A 15830-nucleotide genomic window follows, 5' to 3' on the forward strand; every position below is an offset into this window, starting at 1 on the left:
CGCTGGTGGTACGGACCGATTCGCCGGAGGTGCGTCATGGGACACCGCCACCACTTCCACCTGGACCAGGGTGATCACTCGATCACCGTGAATGTCGGGCCCGGCCGGGCCGGGGAGATCGAGCTGCTGGTCGACGGCAAGGTGGTCGCGTACCAGAAGGACCACCAGGCCGGCATGAACGTGCTGATCGGCGAACTTCCCGAAGAGCCCGCCCACCCCTTCCGGATCCTGCTGCGCCAGCCGCACCTGGTCCCCTCGATGCCCCGCTGCACGCTGGAGCTGGACGGTGTGGCGCAGCCCATGCCGGAGCGGCTGGTGCTGTAGGGGGCCGCGGGCACACCCTTCGCCGGCCTGCCCGCGCACACGCCTTCGCCTCCTCGGAAACGCTCGCGAATTGTTGGGCCACCCGGCTGATTGTGGCCGACGAGCGTTTTACTCCCCGCGGGTTGAACGAGGCTGGAGGACGGCAACGGCAGCACGATACGTCTGGCATCAGAAGGACGAATCGGCGAGGAGCGACGTGAGAAGAATTGTGCAGGCGGGAAGTATCGTCGGGGCGTGCGGGCTGGTGCTGTTCGGCAGCGGGATGGCCCGTGCGCAGACCATTCCGGGCGAGTCCCTGCTCTCGGCCGTGGCAGGCGCCGATCTCGGCACCGTGACCGGCATGGTCTCCGGGGTGGTCTGCAACAACCGCCTCGCGGACTTCAACTACAAGTCCCCGGTGGTCAAGTCCCCGCACCCCTGCATCAACGGGCCGGTGCACAGCGGCAACAGCCTCAACAGCGGCAACTTCCTCAACCACGGCAACCCCAACAACAGCGGCAATATCGCCAACACCAACGGGTCCACCAACAGCGCGAACTCCGCCACCGGTGCGTCGTCGGGCAGCAGCAACAACATCCAGCGCATCCTCGGAGGCTTCCTGCACTGAGCGGCCCCATGACCCCTGAGGACGACCAGCGGCCACGGCTCGCGCCGTCCATCGATCGCCCGGCGGACCGTCCGCCGGGCGATCGTCATGTCCGGGCGCGGCGCGGCGGCCCGGGACGCCGCCGCACACCTCTGCGTACGCACCGCCGGACACACCGCCGGACAGCCGCCGGACACACCTCCGACCCCGGACGAGCCGGGGCCGGAGGCGCGGATCCGAGGCGGATCAGCGGCAGGTCACAGCTGCTGGTGGCCGCCGCGGCCGACATGCTGGATGTCGTTGCTGGTCTTGTTCTCGGCTCCGGTCGTGCCGCCGGCGTCGTCGTTGGTGTTGCCGTTGACGTTGGTCGGGCTGCCGCTGTTGCTGTTGTTGCCGGACAGGTGGACGTTCTGCGAGTTACGGACGTTTCCGCTGTTCAGCGGGCCGTTGATGCAGATCCTTGCCCGGTTCCGGCAGCTGAAGCCGGCATGGAAGCTCGCCACGGTGTCGCTGTTCCACACCCCGTCGAGACCGTACGGCCCCCCGTCCCATGCCTGGGCGGGCGACGCCCCGGCCGCCAGGAGCAGGCCGCAAGCTCCTGCGATGACGAAATTGACGCGTGCCATGTTCTTCACTGTGTGCTCCTGCACCTCGCGGTTGGGTACCCGCGGTCTTGCTATCGGGCCTTCTCCCATCCACCAAGCCTGAGCAACGGCCCGTCCCCCGTATTCACTCTGACCGAGCAGTGGATTCACCGTGACGGCTCTCTCCTCACCGCGGCGACGGGCTTCCCCGGCGGTGCGCCCGGACGTCGTGAGCGCGGACGTCGTGAGCACAGACATCGTGAGCGCGGACGTCATGCACGGACGTCATGCACGGACGTCATGCACGGACGTCATGCACGGACGTCATGCGCGGACCGTCCCCCGGCGCGGCCGCGCGCCGTTCTCACGTCCGAAGCCGCAGCCGCTGCCCGGGGTAGATGTGGTCCGGGCCCTTGTCGAGCGCATGCTTGTTCAGGGCGTACAGGCCTTTGGTGCCGCCCCGGGTGTGGGCGCGTTCGGCGATGACGGAGAGACAGTCGCCGGGATGCACGACATAGGTGCGGGCTTTGGTGGCGATGGCCGCCCGGTGGGCGCGCGGAGCGGGGGCCCGGTCCGCCGAGGGAGCCCGGTCGGCCGTGGCGGTCTGGCGGTCGGCGGAGCTCTGCCGCTCGGCGGAGGTCTGCCGCTCGGCGGGGCCGGAGCTGCCGGCGGCGCCGCTGGTGGAGCCGGCGCAGTTGGGCCAGGCGGACAGACCGCGGTCCCGGGCGATGCGCTCACCGATGGCGATCTGCTCGGCGCGGGTGGCGAGGTCGGCACGCGGGGCGTAGCGGAGGCCGCCGTAGGCACGCCAGGTGGCGCGATCGATCTGCAGACCGCCGTGGTAGCCGTTGCCGGTGTTGATGTGCCAGCGGCCGTTGCTCTCACAGGCGGCGATGCGCTCCCAGTCGGGCCCCGGCGGACCGAAGGACGGCCCGGCCGCCGCGGCGCCCGGGCCGGTGAGACCGGCCAGGCCCACGACGCCCAGGACGACCAGCAGCACGGGCAGGAGTCTTTCGACGGACCGTTTGGCGAGGGGCGACGGCATGACGGGAATCCTCCGCTGTGCTCCGGCAACGCCGTGACGCGGTACTCGCCACGACCGGTGGGCACGCACCAACTAACCCGGCAATATGGTTTTCCGCGGGCCCGGGGAGTGCGACATGCGCGTGTTTCACCCGGGTGGGTGCAAAGCGAGACCCCCGCATCGCACGGCCCTTTGGCCCCGTGGCCGGGGATTCCGCCGCCCAATTTCTGTGCCGTTGCACTGCGTCAAGACCGCCAAGGCCGTCACGGCCGTCAAGGTCCGAATTCAAGCCAGCCGCGGCAATTCCGGTCCGGCGCCCCTGCCGCCGCCCCCGAGGAAACGGGCATTTACATGACCGAATAGGTGAAAGACGGGGTGAGGGAGAGGGGTTCCGGGGTGGCGACGGCGAACTCGTAGGAGGCGGAGAAGGTGAAGTTCCTTACCAGGACGGGCACTTCGAGGCCGTGCGGACCCGGGACGAGGACCGTGCCGCGGTCGCCGGGAAAACCGGCCTCGATACGTTCGGGGGCGAGCGAGAGGCCGCCGCCGACGGCCTGCAGCGCGGCATCCTTGCGGACCCAGAAGCGCGTGACGAGGCGTTCCCGTTCGGCGGCCGGGCGCCCTGCCGCGGTGCGGGACTCCTGGTCCGTCAGCACCTCGTACGGGGTGTGCGGCAAGGACGCTCCGGAGCGCACGGACTCCACCGAGAAGCCCATCTGGCGCGCGTCCGCACCGCAGGCCACGATCAGCAGGCCGCGGGTTCCGTACAACTCCCAGTGGGTGGCGGCGGCCATCGCGGCGCTCACCCGGTCGGGGAGGCGGGCCAGCAGCCGGCTGCGGGACGCGGCGTCCAGAGTGGCCCGGGAGTGGCCGTTGAGGTTCCGACAGCTGTCGGGGGACAGCCCCGTTCCCGATCCGTGGGGAGGGGTGGATCCTACGGGGACCACAAAGAGCGGGACGGGTGTGGACAGGATGTCCGGGTGATCGTGAGCGGGTGCGGGTGCGGCCGCGAGCGGTGCGGGGCGGGCCCGTCCTGGGTACTTCCAGTGTTCCGGAAAGCCCAGGTCAAGGGGCTCCGGACAGAGTGGGAGAAGAGCGGCGTTCGTTTCCACGTACTTTCCGTCCTCCACAGTTGAGCGGTGCCTGGGCCGTACTGGGTGAGCGACGGCCCCTCGTACAGTTCTTGTCTCTCCCCCTTTTCCGCCTACATCGATCGATACAGACAGCCCAAGGTTTGCAGATCCTCCGGAACCTTCGAGTCATCCCTCTTGCTGATGTACGGCTACATACTTCGATGTACGAGGGGCGGCCCCAAATTCGGGCGCCAGGGCCAGGAGAACGGGCAGCGCGCGGAAGTACTGTCCTCGTGTGTGGTTACGTCTTTTCACCAGTACGCACGCGCGCCACCGCCCCGTACCGCTCCGTGACCTCAGATTGGCGGTGGGATTCTTTGCCGGCTGTCTGATTCTGTATGTCGTGGGCGGCTCACAGGTGAGGGGGGGCGATATCCCCGCTTGGCAGGCCGTCCTGCCGGTCCTCGTGCTGTGCACCGCGACCGCGCTGCGCAGTGCCCGGCCGGCGGCCGCCGTCGCCGTCGGCACCTTCACCGTCACCGTGGAGACCATGTCCAGCGGCGGCCTGGGCCCCGTCCTCATCTATACCGATCTGCTCTATGCGGCCGCGCTGTACGGCGCCCCCTGGCTGTGCCGGCTGCTGCAGACCGGGAGCGTCACGGCCACCCTCGCCACCACCGTGGTCCTCGTCCTCACCGGTGACCGCTCGGAGGGGGTGACGACCGGTGTCATCGTCGCGCTGCTGCTCATCTCCCCGGTGTGGACCGGGGTGTTGATACGCAACCACAAGGAGCGGGCGGACACCGAACGGCAGCGCGCCGCGCAGATCAACCGGCTGGCGGAGCTGGACCGCAAGACCGTGCTGCAGACCGAGCGCACCCGGATGGCCCGTGAACTGCACGATCTGGTGGCCAACCACCTCAGCGCCATCGCCATTCACTCCAGCGCCGTGCTCTCCCTGGCCGGGACGAAGGGGGAGAAGGACGGCGCCGACGAGGCGGACCCGGTACTGCGGGCGCTCGCGGTGATCCGTGAGAACAGTGTGCAGGGGCTGGCCGAAATGCGGCGGATGGTGGTGCTGTTGCGCTCCGACCGGGGGGTGGACGACGACTGGGACCGGCCCCAGCTGAACGCGCTGGGGTCGCTCGTCGAACAGGCCAGGCCGGCTGCCGACGCGGCGGCGCTGACCCTGCACACCGAGTTCCCCGAGCGCTTCCCCGAAGTGTCCTCGGTGATCGAGGTGACGGCGTACCGCATCGTGCAGGAGGCACTGACCAATGTCCTCAAGCATGCCTCGGCGGGACGGGTGCACATCCGCTGTGAGACCGGCGCCGGGCAGCTGACCCTCTCGGTCGACAGCCCGCTGACCCGCCCCGACGGCCGGGCCCGGCAGCGCCCCGTGGCGCAGTTGACCACCGGAGCGGGCGCCGGCCTCGCCGGGATGTCCGAACGGGCCGCACTGGTCGGCGGCATCTTCGACGCGGGACCCGACCGCACCGCCCCCGGACGCTGGCGGGTGCGGGCCGTGCTCCCGCTGACACAGAACTCCTAGGGGACGAGAAAGGTGGAGCAGCCAGTGGAGGGGTCAGTGAAGGAGTCAGTGGAAGGGCTAGTGGAGGGGCTAGTGGAGGGGTTAGTGGAGGGGTCGGCGGCGGACGGGTGGAGGGGCGGGCCGGCGGATGCGCCGGACCAGGCCCCGGCGGGCAGGCCGGAGGGCGTACGGCCGGAGGGCATACGGGTGCTGGTGGCCGATGACCAGGCCGCGGTGCGCTCCGGGCTGGTGCTGGTGCTGCAGACCGACCCGGGCATCACGGTGGTCGGCGAGGCCGGCGACGGTGCGACAGCGGTCCGGATGGCCGCCGAACTACGGCCCGATGTCGTCCTGATGGACGTCCAGATGCCGCAGCTCAACGGGGTCGCCGCCACCCGCAGGATCGTGGAGCGCGGGCTCGCCGAGGTGCTGGTGCTGACCACCTTCGACCTCAACGAGTACATCTTCGGGGCGCTACGGGCCGGCGCCGGCGGCTTCATCCTCAAGAACGCGGAGCCGGCCGTACTGGTCAGCGCGGTCCGGGAGGTGGCACACGGCGACGGCTTCCTCACCCCGGCCATCGCCCGGCGCCTGATCACCGAGTTCGCCGGCCGCCCGCCGGTAGCCGGCCCCACCCTCCCCGCGGGCGCCGCGCAGGCCCTCGGCACCCTCACCAAACGGGAGTTGGAGGTACTGGCCTGTATCGCCCGCGGACTGGCCAACAGCGCCATCGCCGAAACCCTCCACCTCGCGGAGGGCACCGTGAAAACACACACCAGCCGGATCCTGTCGAAACTCAACCTCCGCAGCCGGGTACAGGCCGCGATCCTGGCCCAACAGCACGGGATCGCGCTGCGGGGGTGAGGACTGGGGAGGGCCGGGCGGGGGGTGCGGCCCCCGGCCCGGCGATCGGCGCTCAGTCGTCGGCGAGCAGGTCGCGCGCGATCGCGTCGTTCTGGCGGAAGTAGACGGCGTTGGTGTGCGGGCGGGGGAACTGGGCCGGTCCGGCGATGGTCCGGTCGCGGTGCACGGTGCCGGTCGAGTCGACGGGGTGCAGGCCCGCACCGGACAGCCGGAGCATGCCGCCCGCGCCGTCCTCGGGGCGCTCCTGGGCCAGTTCGCCGCGGGACAGCAGGGCACGCAGCAGGGGATCGGTCACGCGGTCGGGGTCGGGCGCCGCCAGCCGGGCGTCGAGGAGGATGTCCGCCTCGTGCACGGTGCCGGGGAGGGCGGGGCTGGTCGCGCGGAAGACCGGGATCGGGCCGGCCGGGCCGCTCGGTCCGCCCGGGGCACCTCCCAAGGGCTCGCCTCCGGGCGCGGCCGCCTCGCCGGACACGGCCCCGTCTCCGGGCACGGCCCCGTCTCCGGGCACGGGCGACACCCGCATCCCGGGGCCAACGAACGTCACCACGCCCGCCTCGGCCAGTGCCAGCAGCTGCTCGGCGCGCAGCGGGGGCGGGCCCGAGCTGAGGTAGGTGCCGAGGGCGAAGTGGTGCAGCGCCTGGGCCAGTTGGCCGGCGGCTAGTTCGCCGGACCGCCACAGTTCCTCGATGACCGCGCCGGCCCGCTGCAAGCCGTCGACCAGCGCGGAGGCGACACCGCTCGCGGGGCCCGTACGGCGGCGCAGCTCCTCGGCGAGCAGGCCGCGCAGCCGGCGCTGGAGATCGTCGGCGCCGGCGAACCGCAGCCCGGCCAGCGGGGCGGCCAGCCGGTCCAGGTCGAGGCGGTCGGCGGGGTCGGGCACCGCCTCGCGGGCGAGTTTGGCCAGCCGGTCGGCGTCGGGGTGCAGCAGGGCGTACTGGGCGTCGAAGTCCGGCCAGCTCATACGGGTACGGGCGGGCTGCCCGGCAAAGAGGGCGCGGTAGTGGCACCAGCCCAGTTCGGCCACCACCAGCGGCCAGACCTCGCCGCCGAAGGAGGCGCCGGGCCGGGACAGCACGGCCCGGCAGGCCTCGACGGTGGCGAAGCGCGGGGCGGCGGGGGCTGCCATGGGGGCGGCCGGTGGCGCATACGCCGGTTTGGGCGGCAGGGGGACGCCACGCCGGGAGCCCGCGTACAGCCGCGGCTCGCGCCCGGACGGCAGATAGCGCAACGGTCCGCCGGGGGCGGGGCGGACGAAGCGGCCGCCGCGGCCCTCCGTCAGCAGCGCCAGACAGTCGATGAAGACCAGGCCCAGGCCGCGGACCAGGACCCGCGCGCCGGGCGGCACCGCCGCCAGCGCCGCCGGGTCGGCGGGCCCGGGGCCGATCCGGGTCAGGCCGTCCGGTGCGGGGGCGGCGAGGGTGTCCGTATGGCCCTGGGCGAACACCACCCGGTCGGCGAGGAAGGGCGGTTGGCCGGAGTCGAGGATCACCTGCTGGCGGCCCCGCCCGCCCGGTGCCGCCCCGGCCGGCGTGCGCCGCAGATCGACCGCCCGCGCCCGGTGGACGTGGAGCCGCACCGAGGCCGGCCGCTCGCGGGTGACGGTCTCGAAGAAGTGCCGCAGATAGCGGCCCTGATCGCGGCGGGCGGCGTAGGCGCCGTCGTGCAGCGGGGCGTCGAGCCAGCCGGCGGTGGTGGGGCCGGGGCGCGGCGGGCCGGCACACTCCACGCTCTCATCGGGGTACATCGTGACCTGCTCGGCCGCGGAGTTCATCCACAGCAGACCGGGCTGGTCGGTGCGCCAGGTGCGTCCGGCGCCCGGTGGGTACGGGTCGACGATGTGCAGGTCCAGTGGCCGGTCGCCGTACAGGGCGGGGACGTTGGCGAGGATCCGCTCGACGATCGAGGCTCCGCGCGGGCCGCAGCCGATGAGGCACAGGGAGCGGGCCGGGTCCACCGGGTCGTTCACCTGGCCTCCGTCCAACGGCCGTTTCCATGGCGTGGGTTCGTGGGGTGTGTTCGAGGGGAGGGTTCGAGGGGTGGGTTCGGGAGCGGCGCGGTTCCCGGGCATCCGTGGAGCACAAACGTCCGTCAGTCATACGCAGACGTCCGTCACACACAGGGGCCCGGCGGCCCGTGCCGTAGCAGGGGGCCGCCGGGCGCCGTGTCAGCAGCCGCCGCTGATCGTGGAGCCGAGCGCCTGGGCGTCACGCTCGCCCGGCACCTCCAGACCCTGAAGGTCCATGATGGTCATCTCGTCACCTCCCTTCCGCGGATCGGTGGACATGTGTACGGTGAGATACACGGCGCGTGGTGGAATACGCACACCGTGTGGCCGGCTGTGTCAGCAGCCGCCGCTGATGGTGGAGCCGAGCGCCTGGGCGTCACGCTCGCCCGGCACCTCCAGACCCTGAAGATCCATGATGGTCATCTACGACACCTCCTCCCGGGGACTTGTCGTGGTGCGGAATCACGGTGGTGACGTGCCAGGTGCCGTTGCGGGACACCTGGAGCCGGTGGATCGTGCATGACAGTGCACGTTCCACCTGGCGTCGCGTCAGCAGCCGCCGGAGACGGTCGAGCCGAGCGCCTGGGCGTCACGCTCGCCCGGCACCTCCAGGCCCTGCAGGTCCATGATGGTCATCTGACGACACCTCCCTTCCGCGGTGCGCAGTGCCCGCTGCCCCGGACGGGGCGGTGGGGGTGGCGGCGCGGTGGGCGCCGCCGGCGCGTCCCGGGGCGGCCGGATGAACGGCCGCCGCGAGGCGCGAGTCGGTGAGGAACGGGAGCAGCGGGGTGCCCCGTTCGGTGGCGGAGAGCGCCAGCAGGACGCCGGCCCCGCCATCGGCCAGGCCCATGGAGATCCGGGCGCGGCCGTCGCAGGGGAAGACCGTCGCTCCGTTCCACGTCATGGCGTGCTGGCCGAGCCGGTTCAGATGACGGCGCAGGTACCGGTCGACGGCTGCGCTGATCGGTACGGGGCCGTCCGGCCGCTCCCCGTCGTCCGGGGAGAGCGGCACCCGGTCGCGGAGCACCGCCAGGGTGGCGAGCAGGCCCGCGCGTCCGCCCAGCAGCCCCGACTCGATGACGAAGTCGGCGGCGCAGGCGCGCAGCAGAGCGGGCAGCGCCGCACGGATCCGGTCGTCGTCGCGCACCTGCAGCAGCTCGGCCGCCACCAGGGCGATACCGGCGCTGCCGTTGTCCAGGTAGGGCAGGAGCCGGAAGCCCTCGTCCACCTGAAGGGTGTGCTGCGGGCCCGGTGCGCACCGGTCGAGGTCGCGGTGGACGGCGTGTACCGCCTCGTCCAGCAACGCGGGGTCCCCGGTGGCCCGGTGGGCGGCCAGGAGGAAGAGCGCGGCGCCCGACCAGCCGTACATCAGGCCGGCGGCGTCCTTCGAGCCGCGCCGGCGGCGGCGCTCGACGGGTTCGGCGCGGGCTGCGGCAAGCCGCCCGGTGACGCGGTCGGCAAGTCCCAGGGCCTGCTGCCGCAAGGCGGCGCTGCCGAGCGCGTCGGCGAAGTGCAGCAGATTGAGGCCGACGCCGGACAGACCGCGGTAGAGGCTGGGGCAGTGGCGGACGGCGAGCTTGCCGGCCGCCCGGTCCAGAGCCCGCAGGGCCGCCTCGTCGTCGCCCAACTGCCGTAAGACGTAAGCCATTCCGTGCAGGCCGTCGTAGAAGCCGATCCGCTCGGCGGGGACCCGGTCGACGGCGGCGCGCAGCCAGGCCGCGCCCTGCTCGTCGCGCTCCCCGAGGGTGGTGTGCCGGGCCCACAGGACGCCGGCCGCGCCGTGTCCGAAGCCCGCGCCGCCCTCGACGAACTGCTCGAAGCCACCGGGGTGGAGCCGGTCCAGGCGGTGCGGGGTGGAGCTGTCGCGCAGTCCGCGGGCGAGGGAGACCAGCACATCGGTGGGCGGGAAGGTGCCCGGTGAGGAGCGGAGCGTGGACGTCGTGTTGTCGTTGGGGGCCAGCTGCGGAGCCAGCCGGGCCACCAGCGCGTCCGGCAGCCCGAACCGCTCGGCCGCGGTGGCCAGCAGGGCGGGCGCCTTGTCCGGGGCGAGCCCGCCGAGGGCGGCCAGCGGCAGGAAGAGCCACAGTCCGATGGCGGCGAGCGCATAGTGGTCGCCGTCCGCGCCGGTCGCGTCGGCGCGGTGGAAACCGGGGGCGCCGAGGCTGCTGGGGGTGGCTTGGCCGAGCTCGTCGGCCACCTCGAAGTCGATGAGGACCGGTTCGTCGCCGGGCCTGATGATGAGGTTGCCCGGGTGCAGGTCTCCGATCCGGATGCCGCGGCCGTGCACCGCGGCGACCAGCGCCTCGATCCGGCCGAACAGGGCCAGCGCGCGGTCGCGGTACCGCGCGACGGCCTGCTCGTCGGGGTCGGGGACGGTCAGCGGGTGGTGCGCGGCGAGCCAGGTCTGGAAGTCCTGTCCTGCGATGTCCTCCAGCACCAGGAAGAGGTGGTCGCGGACCTGGAAGGTGCCGAAGGTGCGCGGAATGCCGGGCATCCCCGCCAGCCGCTGCAGCATCCGGTGCTCGTGGGCGATCCGGGTGACCGCGTCGCGGCCGACGCCGTCGGTGCCGGAGTAGGGCCGGCCCTCCTTGAGGACGACACCGGTCTCCCCCGCGCCGAGGGCGTCGGGGCCGGTCGGGACGGCCCGGTAGACACCGCCGCCGTGGGAGAACTGCAGGGCCCCGGTGATCCGGTAGGGGAAGTCGTCCAGGGCCTGGCGGGCGGCCAGCGAGTCCTTGAGGATGTCCGGCACCCCGACCCAGTCGGGGGTGTGGAAGACCGGGGTGCGGCGGTCCGGTTCCGGGGTGCCGTCGGGGCGGTGGACGGCGGTGACCAGCTCGCCGTCGGTGTCCTCCGTGTAGTGGGTGCGGAAGCCGCCGTAGCGTACGTGGAGCGGACCCTGCCGGAAGCGCAGATCGGTGAGGACGTACGGGCCGGGCCGGCCGCCGACGAGGGCGTCGAGCCCTTCGAGGGTGCGGGCGAACTCGGCGTCGTCCACCGGATAGACGGTCAGCAGCTTGCCTGCCGAGGAGCGCTGGGCGTACTTGCGGCTCAGGGCCCGCAGGACGTTGGCGCTCTTGAGGTACTTGAAGGCGATGCCGTGCCGGGCGCAGTAGCGGGCGACATCGGCGAGGGTACGGGGGGCGTCGTCGGGTGCCGCGCTGACGTGGATCTTCCAGCCCTGGTCGGGGAGTTGGTCCTCGGGCGGGCGGCAGAAGGTCCAGGCCTCGTTGTCGTCGCGCCGCCAGCCGTCGGGCAGCGGCGGGGCGGGGAAGCGGGTGGCCTCCAGGTCCCAGTTGCCGGGCCAGTCGAAGAAGGTGCGGTCGGCCAGGGCGAAGCTCTCGGCGCCGTCTCTCATGCAACACCCCCGGCGGGGGCGGGCGCGCCGGCCTCGGCGGCGCGCGGTGCGGCGGTCCCGATGGGTGCGGTGAGCTCGGCGGGCTCGGTGAGCTCGGTGAGCTCGGCGGGCTCGGCGGGCTCGGTGAACTCGGCGGCGGGCGGGCCGGCCTCGGCGGCTCCGGCGGCGACCGGTGCGGCCGGCCGGGCGGGCTCGGCGGCCCCGTCCAGGTAGGCGTCGAGTGCGGTGCGGCGGCCGCTCGCCAGGTGCTCGGCGAGGACGGCGCGGGCCTGGGTCTTGTCGTCGTCGGAGAGGAAGTCCGCGAGGCCGACGGCCAGCACGCGGTTGTCCTCACTGGGCTTGAGCGAGGCGTAGTGCTCGTCGCGCAGCAGGCCCCAGACGATCGCGTCGTGGTACCGGCCGTCGAGGTAGCAGTGGTCGCGCAGGATGCCCTCGACCACGAACGGGGTCTTGGTCATCAGCCGGATGACGCCCTTGTTGTAGCCGGCGGTGGTGACCTGCACGCGGTGCGCGTCGAGCTGGTGGAAGAGGTAGTCGACGAGCAGGACGACGGCCTCCGCGCCGTAGCCGCGGCGCCACAGCTCGGGTGAACCGATGGCGCCCCCGACGGTGAAGCCGCCGATCCGGCCGGAGCGCTGATAGCTGACGGTGCCGATGCGCTCGCCGTCCTTGCTGCGGATCACCAGGTGGTGGACCCGTCCTGAGCGGTTGGCCTGCTCGACCTCGGCGGCGCCCAGCAGCTCCCAGTCACCGCTGAGCACGGCGGCCGGCGAGCCGGGCCGCAGCCAGGAGGCGATCGCTGCCCAGTCGTCGTCGCCGGGCCATTCCAAGGTCACCAGTCGTCCCTGCACGGTGCGTTTCCCTCCTCAGCGGGTGGTGGCGGGTCGTCAGCGGGTGGAGCGGGTCGTCGGGCAGGTGCAGCGGGTCGTGCGTGCGTGGAGCGGGTCGTCAGCGCCTGTAGCGGGTCAGTACGAGGACGGCGTTGTGGCCGCCGAAGCCGAAGGAATTGCTCAGCACCACGTCGCCGTCCCAGTCGCGGGCGCCCTTGAGCACCAGGTCGAGGTCTTCTTCCGCGGGGTGGTCGCAGTTGCGCACCGGCGGGATCTTGCGGTCCCGGAGGGACAGCACCGCGGCGGCCGCCTCGGCGGCTCCGGAGGCACCGAGCATGTGCCCGGTCATGCTCTTGACCGCGGTGACCGGCGTACGGCTCAGATGGTCGGGACCGAGCGCCCGGCGCAGCGCCGCCGCCTCGATGCGGTCGTTCAGGAGGGTGCCGGTGCCGTGGGCGCTGACCTGGCCGACGTCCTCGGGGGCGAGGCCGGCGTCGGCGAGCGCGCCGCGCATCGCGCGGACGGCTCCGGCGCCGGTCGGGTCGGGGGCGGTGGCGTGGTGGGCGTCGGTGGTGGCGGCGTAACCGGCCACCTCGGCAAGGATCTCCGCGCCGCGGCGTTCGGCGTGGCCGGCCTCCTCCAGCGTCAGGACGGTGGCGCCGACGGCCATCACGAACCCGTCGCGGTCCCGGTCGAAGGGCCGGCTGGCGCCTTCGGGGTCGTCGTTGCGGCGGGAGAGCGCCTGGGCGTTGGCGGTGCCGGCCAGGTCGGCGGCGGTGAGGGCGTCATCGGTGCCGCCGGCCAGGACGATGTCGGCCCGGCCGCTGCGGATCAGCTCGGTCGCCTCGCCGAGGGCCACCGCGCCGGTGGCACAGGCCGCGGAGACCGCACAACTGGGGCCGTTGATGCCGTATTTGATCGACAGCAGGCTCGCCGGGTGGTCGATGGCGGTGAGGACCGAGTGGTACGGGGAGACCCGGCGCGGACCCTGCCTCTGCAGGACGTCGTACTGCTGCTGGATCGCGTGGGCGGCGCCGTAGCCGGAGCCGATCACCGCGGCGAAGCGGTACGGGTCGGTTCCGGCCTCTTCGAGGCCGGCGGCCCGCATCGCCTGCGCCGCGGCGACCACCGCGTACTGCGTGAAGCGGTCGCTGCGCCGGGCTTCCTGCGGGGTGAGGTATCCGGTCGTGTCAAAGCCGGTGACATCGCCGCCGATACGGACCGGAAGGCCGGAAACGTCGAAGCGGGTCACGGAGCGGACGCCGCTACGGCCGGCGAGAAGAGCGGCCCAGAAGTCCGCGGTGGTGTTTCCCACGGGGGACACCACGCCGCAGCCGGTGACGACCACGCGTCGCCGATCCGTGCGCAACTCCATGAAACCCGCCTCCTGATTTCCTGCCCCGTTGTCACGCTCAGGGCGTCCTCATGACCAGAAACATGACAGGTGAGTCATTGCGCTGTCAACGGTCCACCCAGAAGACGGTCGGCCACCACCCGACATCCCGCCCCCTGAACCGGCCCCGCACCAGCGAAAACGCCACCACGGAGATGACTAGCGGAGTCACGAAAATTGACTGAGGCGGGGTTGTGACTGCTGTTTGACGGGGCACCGGTGCGCGTGCGGCGGGGATGGAGAACCCGGCCGGGGCGGGGACACCCTCAGGGGCGCCACCCCACTCCCGCCGCCAACTACCCCACTCCCGCCGCCGGCCATCCCGCACCTGCCGCCTCCCCCGCGGCCCCTCACCGCCCCGTCCGAGGCCGCTTCGCCTCCCCCCGGCAGGGCCGGGAGTACATAGAAAGTGACAGACGGCGGGACGGAAAGTGCCTACCTGCGGATGATCCGAATGCGCCGGCCGGGCGGGACGCTGGTCTTGCAACGCGCTCCGACACATCACAGGGAACGAGGGGAACTCATGAAGGGTATTGCCGTAGGGATTGTGCTGGCGATCGCGGGTCTGGTCCTCTGGCTGACCACAAAGGAAGTGGAGACCCCGATCATCTCGCTTCACAAGGCCGGGCTGATCCTGGCGATCATCGGTGGCGCGGAGGCCTTGTTCGCGCTCCTGGGATTGGGAAAGAAAGCTAATAAATAAACGCGCATTGCGCGCAAGAGTGGCATTGCGCCCCAGCGGGACATGGCCCCGGTGCGGTCAGTCCCGCTTTTCGAGGAGATCCGTCAGCCGTTCCCGGGCCCGCTCGGCGTGCCGGTACGCCTGGGCCCCCCGGAACAGTTCCGCGGAATACCGGAAGTGCCTGACCGCCCTTTCCCGGTCCCCCACCCGCTCACATGCCGCCGCGATCTCACCGAGCGCGGCGGCCTTCTCATGGCTGCGTCCTGTATCGGGCAGCGCGGCCAGCCGCTCGCCCAGCGCAAAGAGGCGGTCGGTGTCACCGGCCGCCTCCGCACGGACCGCATCGGCGGCCGTGAGCCAGAGCGGGAACTCCGGTTCCTGGGCCACCGAGGCCACCACGAGTCCGCGCTCGACGATGCTGCGGGCCCCTTCCGTCTCGCCCCGGTGCAGCAACAGCAGGGCGTACCGGCCGTTGATCTTCTCCCAGAGCGGGAAGCCGGCGGCCGGGGTCACCCGGCGCGCACACTCCCCCAGCAGGTCGGCGGCCTGCTCCGCCTCGCCCCGGTCACACAGGTCGAGCGCCCGGTGCAGCGCGATGGCGGCGCGCGGCCCGGGGAGCACGCCGTCCGCCGGGGGCCGGGCCTGATCGCCGTCGGGAGCCCAGTGGGGGCAGCCGCTCCAATACGCGCAGCGGGTGAGCACTTCGAGGGCCAGCAGCGAGTGGAACCCGGTCCCGGGGCGCCGGCCTTCGCATTCGAGGTAGCCGGTGAGCGCGTGGCGCAGCCCGTCCTGGACCCGGCCGGCCGACTCCAGCAGATCGGCCAGCGCGATCAGAGCGCGCAGCCGGGGCTCGGCGTACGGCACGGGGACCGGCGCCTCCAGCATCCGCAGCAGAACCTGCGCGCCCTCGTCGGCGCGGCCGAGCGTGCCCAGTATTTCGGCAATGGCGAGCTGCGCCTCGGCAAATACGTCGTCCTGCCGGCCGGCCGGTTCCCTCTCGGCCAGTGCGCGGAATTCCGACAGCGCGCCCTCGGCGTCGCCACCGTCCCATTGCCTGCGCGCCGCCACCAATCGCCCGACGAGGTCGAGCCTGCGGACCCGGCCGGTGGTTTCGTCCTGCCCGGCGGTACCGGATATTTCCTCCACGCCCACGCCGAGGCGTTCCGCCAGGATCTTGAGTGCCCGGCCGCTGGGAATACGCTTCCCGCGTTCCACCAACGAGATGTAGCTGGACGACATGTCGGGCCCGGCAAGGTCGTGCTGTGTCATACCGGCGCCGACCCGGAGCTCTTTGATTCTCCTCCCGGTGTCCGCCAGCTCAGGCATTCGACAAACCCTCCGGATTTCGGACGACGGATGATCCCGGCCGGCTGCATCAAATCGCCGAGTCACAATGAGTGGTCGGCACTTTACCAAGCAGTCAAGAAGAAGTCGACCGATATTCGGATTCCTCCCCCGGCCTTCACCGGGTGCGCCGAGATCATTTCGATGTCCTCGGTGCATTGCGCCCGGCCCCCCGCCGAGAGGCCGGTGCGCACACCGAAAACCGGCTGCCGGGTACGCCGAACTGTGTGCC

15 protein-coding genes are annotated in these 15830 nt (G+C 72.2%); 5 read left to right on the top strand and 10 right to left on the bottom strand.

Features of this window, described 5'->3' with window-relative positions:
- The first annotated feature begins 36 nt into the window (after nucleotides 1–36).
- A complete protein-coding gene (locus ACGFR7_RS10360) occupies nucleotides 37–324 on the top strand; it encodes a hypothetical protein (RefSeq protein WP_393315819.1) in 288 nt (95 codons plus the stop codon).
- 208 nt (nucleotides 325–532) lie between these two features.
- Entirely contained in the window at nucleotides 533–931 is a 399-nt protein-coding gene (locus ACGFR7_RS10365) for a hypothetical protein (RefSeq protein WP_393316527.1), read from the top strand.
- 236 nt (nucleotides 932–1167) lie between these two features.
- Here ACGFR7_RS10365 and ACGFR7_RS10370 read toward each other — a convergent pair whose 3' ends face one another.
- From ACGFR7_RS10370 to ACGFR7_RS10380, 3 genes are all read right to left on the bottom strand, one after another.
- Nucleotides 1168–1545, bottom strand: a complete 378-nt coding sequence (locus ACGFR7_RS10370) for a hypothetical protein (protein WP_393315822.1) — start codon at nucleotides 1543–1545, stop codon at nucleotides 1168–1170.
- Nucleotides 1546–1858: 313 nt separating this feature from the next.
- Nucleotides 1859–2539, bottom strand: a complete 681-nt coding sequence (locus tag ACGFR7_RS10375; RefSeq protein ID WP_393315825.1) for a transglycosylase family protein — start codon at nucleotides 2537–2539, stop codon at nucleotides 1859–1861.
- 326 nt (nucleotides 2540–2865) lie between these two features.
- Nucleotides 2866–3630, bottom strand: a complete 765-nt coding sequence (locus tag ACGFR7_RS10380; protein ID WP_393315828.1) for a hypothetical protein — start codon at nucleotides 3628–3630, stop codon at nucleotides 2866–2868.
- A 364-nt stretch (nucleotides 3631–3994) separates the two neighbouring features.
- Between ACGFR7_RS10380 and ACGFR7_RS10385 the strand changes: the two genes are divergently transcribed.
- Nucleotides 3995–5143: a sensor histidine kinase gene (locus ACGFR7_RS10385; protein WP_393315831.1), complete on the top strand. Its 1149-nt coding sequence runs from the start codon at nucleotides 3995–3997 to the stop codon at nucleotides 5141–5143.
- A 192-nt stretch (nucleotides 5144–5335) separates the two neighbouring features.
- The gene (locus tag ACGFR7_RS10390; protein WP_393315834.1) at nucleotides 5336–5986 is read left to right on the top strand and encodes a response regulator; all 651 of its coding nucleotides are present in this window, start codon (nucleotides 5336–5338) and stop codon (nucleotides 5984–5986) included.
- A 52-nt stretch (nucleotides 5987–6038) separates the two neighbouring features.
- Here the strand turns inward: ACGFR7_RS10390 and ACGFR7_RS10395 are convergent, their stop codons facing one another.
- The 6 genes from ACGFR7_RS10395 to ACGFR7_RS10420 form a co-directional block, all read right to left on the bottom strand.
- Nucleotides 6039–7952, bottom strand: a complete 1914-nt coding sequence (locus ACGFR7_RS10395; protein ID WP_393315837.1) for an FAD/NAD(P)-binding protein — start codon at nucleotides 7950–7952, stop codon at nucleotides 6039–6041.
- 198 nt (nucleotides 7953–8150) lie between these two features.
- A complete protein-coding gene (locus ACGFR7_RS10400; RefSeq protein WP_206739719.1) occupies nucleotides 8151–8270 on the bottom strand; it encodes a class III lanthipeptide in 120 nt (39 codons plus the stop codon).
- 57 nt (nucleotides 8271–8327) lie between these two features.
- Nucleotides 8328–8414: a class III lanthipeptide gene (locus tag ACGFR7_RS10405; protein ID WP_218039239.1), complete on the bottom strand. Its 87-nt coding sequence runs from the start codon at nucleotides 8412–8414 to the stop codon at nucleotides 8328–8330.
- A gap of 166 nt (nucleotides 8415–8580) precedes the next feature.
- Complete coding sequence (gene lanKC / locus ACGFR7_RS10410) at nucleotides 8581–11349, bottom strand: class III lanthionine synthetase LanKC (protein ID WP_393315840.1); 2769 nt, start codon at nucleotides 11347–11349, stop codon at nucleotides 8581–8583.
- A complete protein-coding gene (locus ACGFR7_RS10415) occupies nucleotides 11346–12200 on the bottom strand; it encodes a GNAT family N-acetyltransferase (RefSeq protein ID WP_393315843.1) in 855 nt (284 codons plus the stop codon). Before ACGFR7_RS10415 ends, lanKC begins: the two co-directional genes overlap by 4 nt.
- A gap of 97 nt (nucleotides 12201–12297) precedes the next feature.
- Nucleotides 12298–13554 (bottom strand): beta-ketoacyl-[acyl-carrier-protein] synthase family protein, encoded by a 1257-nt coding sequence (locus ACGFR7_RS10420; protein WP_393315845.1) that lies wholly within the window; start codon nucleotides 13552–13554, stop codon nucleotides 12298–12300.
- Between the two features lie 541 nt (nucleotides 13555–14095).
- On the opposite strand from ACGFR7_RS10420, the gene ACGFR7_RS10425 reads away from it, so the two are divergent.
- Nucleotides 14096–14275 carry a DUF5708 family protein gene (locus tag ACGFR7_RS10425; protein ID WP_350251932.1) on the top strand — a complete coding sequence of 60 codons (180 nt, stop codon included), beginning with the start codon at nucleotides 14096–14098 and terminating at the stop codon, nucleotides 14273–14275.
- Nucleotides 14276–14332: 57 nt separating this feature from the next.
- Here the strand turns inward: ACGFR7_RS10425 and ACGFR7_RS10430 are convergent, their stop codons facing one another.
- Entirely contained in the window at nucleotides 14333–15580 is a 1248-nt protein-coding gene (locus ACGFR7_RS10430; protein ID WP_393315849.1) for a helix-turn-helix domain-containing protein, read from the bottom strand.
- Nucleotides 15581–15830 lie beyond the last annotated feature (250 nt).

The organism is Streptomyces sp. NPDC048516, from assembly GCF_043199875.1.
In the GTDB taxonomy this organism is placed as follows: Bacteria; Actinomycetota; Actinomycetes; order Streptomycetales; family Streptomycetaceae; genus Streptomyces.

Coding starts and splice junctions, on each gene's coding strand:
- ACGFR7_RS10360 (WP_393315819.1), top strand. CDS start 37: ATGGGACACCGCCACCACTTCCACCTGGACCAGGGTGATCACTCGATC.
- ACGFR7_RS10375 (WP_393315825.1), bottom strand. CDS start 2,539: ATGCCGTCGCCCCTCGCCAAACGGTCCGTCGAAAGACTCCTGCCCGTG.
- ACGFR7_RS10430 (WP_393315849.1), bottom strand. CDS start 15,580: ATGCCTGAGCTGGCGGACACCGGGAGGAGAATCAAAGAGCTCCGGGTC.
- ACGFR7_RS10405 (WP_218039239.1), bottom strand. CDS start 8,414: ATGACCATCATGGATCTTCAGGGTCTGGAGGTGCCGGGCGAGCGTGAC.
- ACGFR7_RS10425 (WP_350251932.1), top strand. CDS start 14,096: ATGAAGGGTATTGCCGTAGGGATTGTGCTGGCGATCGCGGGTCTGGTC.
- ACGFR7_RS10420 (WP_393315845.1), bottom strand. CDS start 13,554: ATGGAGTTGCGCACGGATCGGCGACGCGTGGTCGTCACCGGCTGCGGC.
- lanKC (WP_393315840.1), bottom strand. CDS start 11,349: ATGAGAGACGGCGCCGAGAGCTTCGCCCTGGCCGACCGCACCTTCTTC.
- ACGFR7_RS10400 (WP_206739719.1), bottom strand. CDS start 8,270: ATGTCCACCGATCCGCGGAAGGGAGGTGACGAGATGACCATCATGGAC.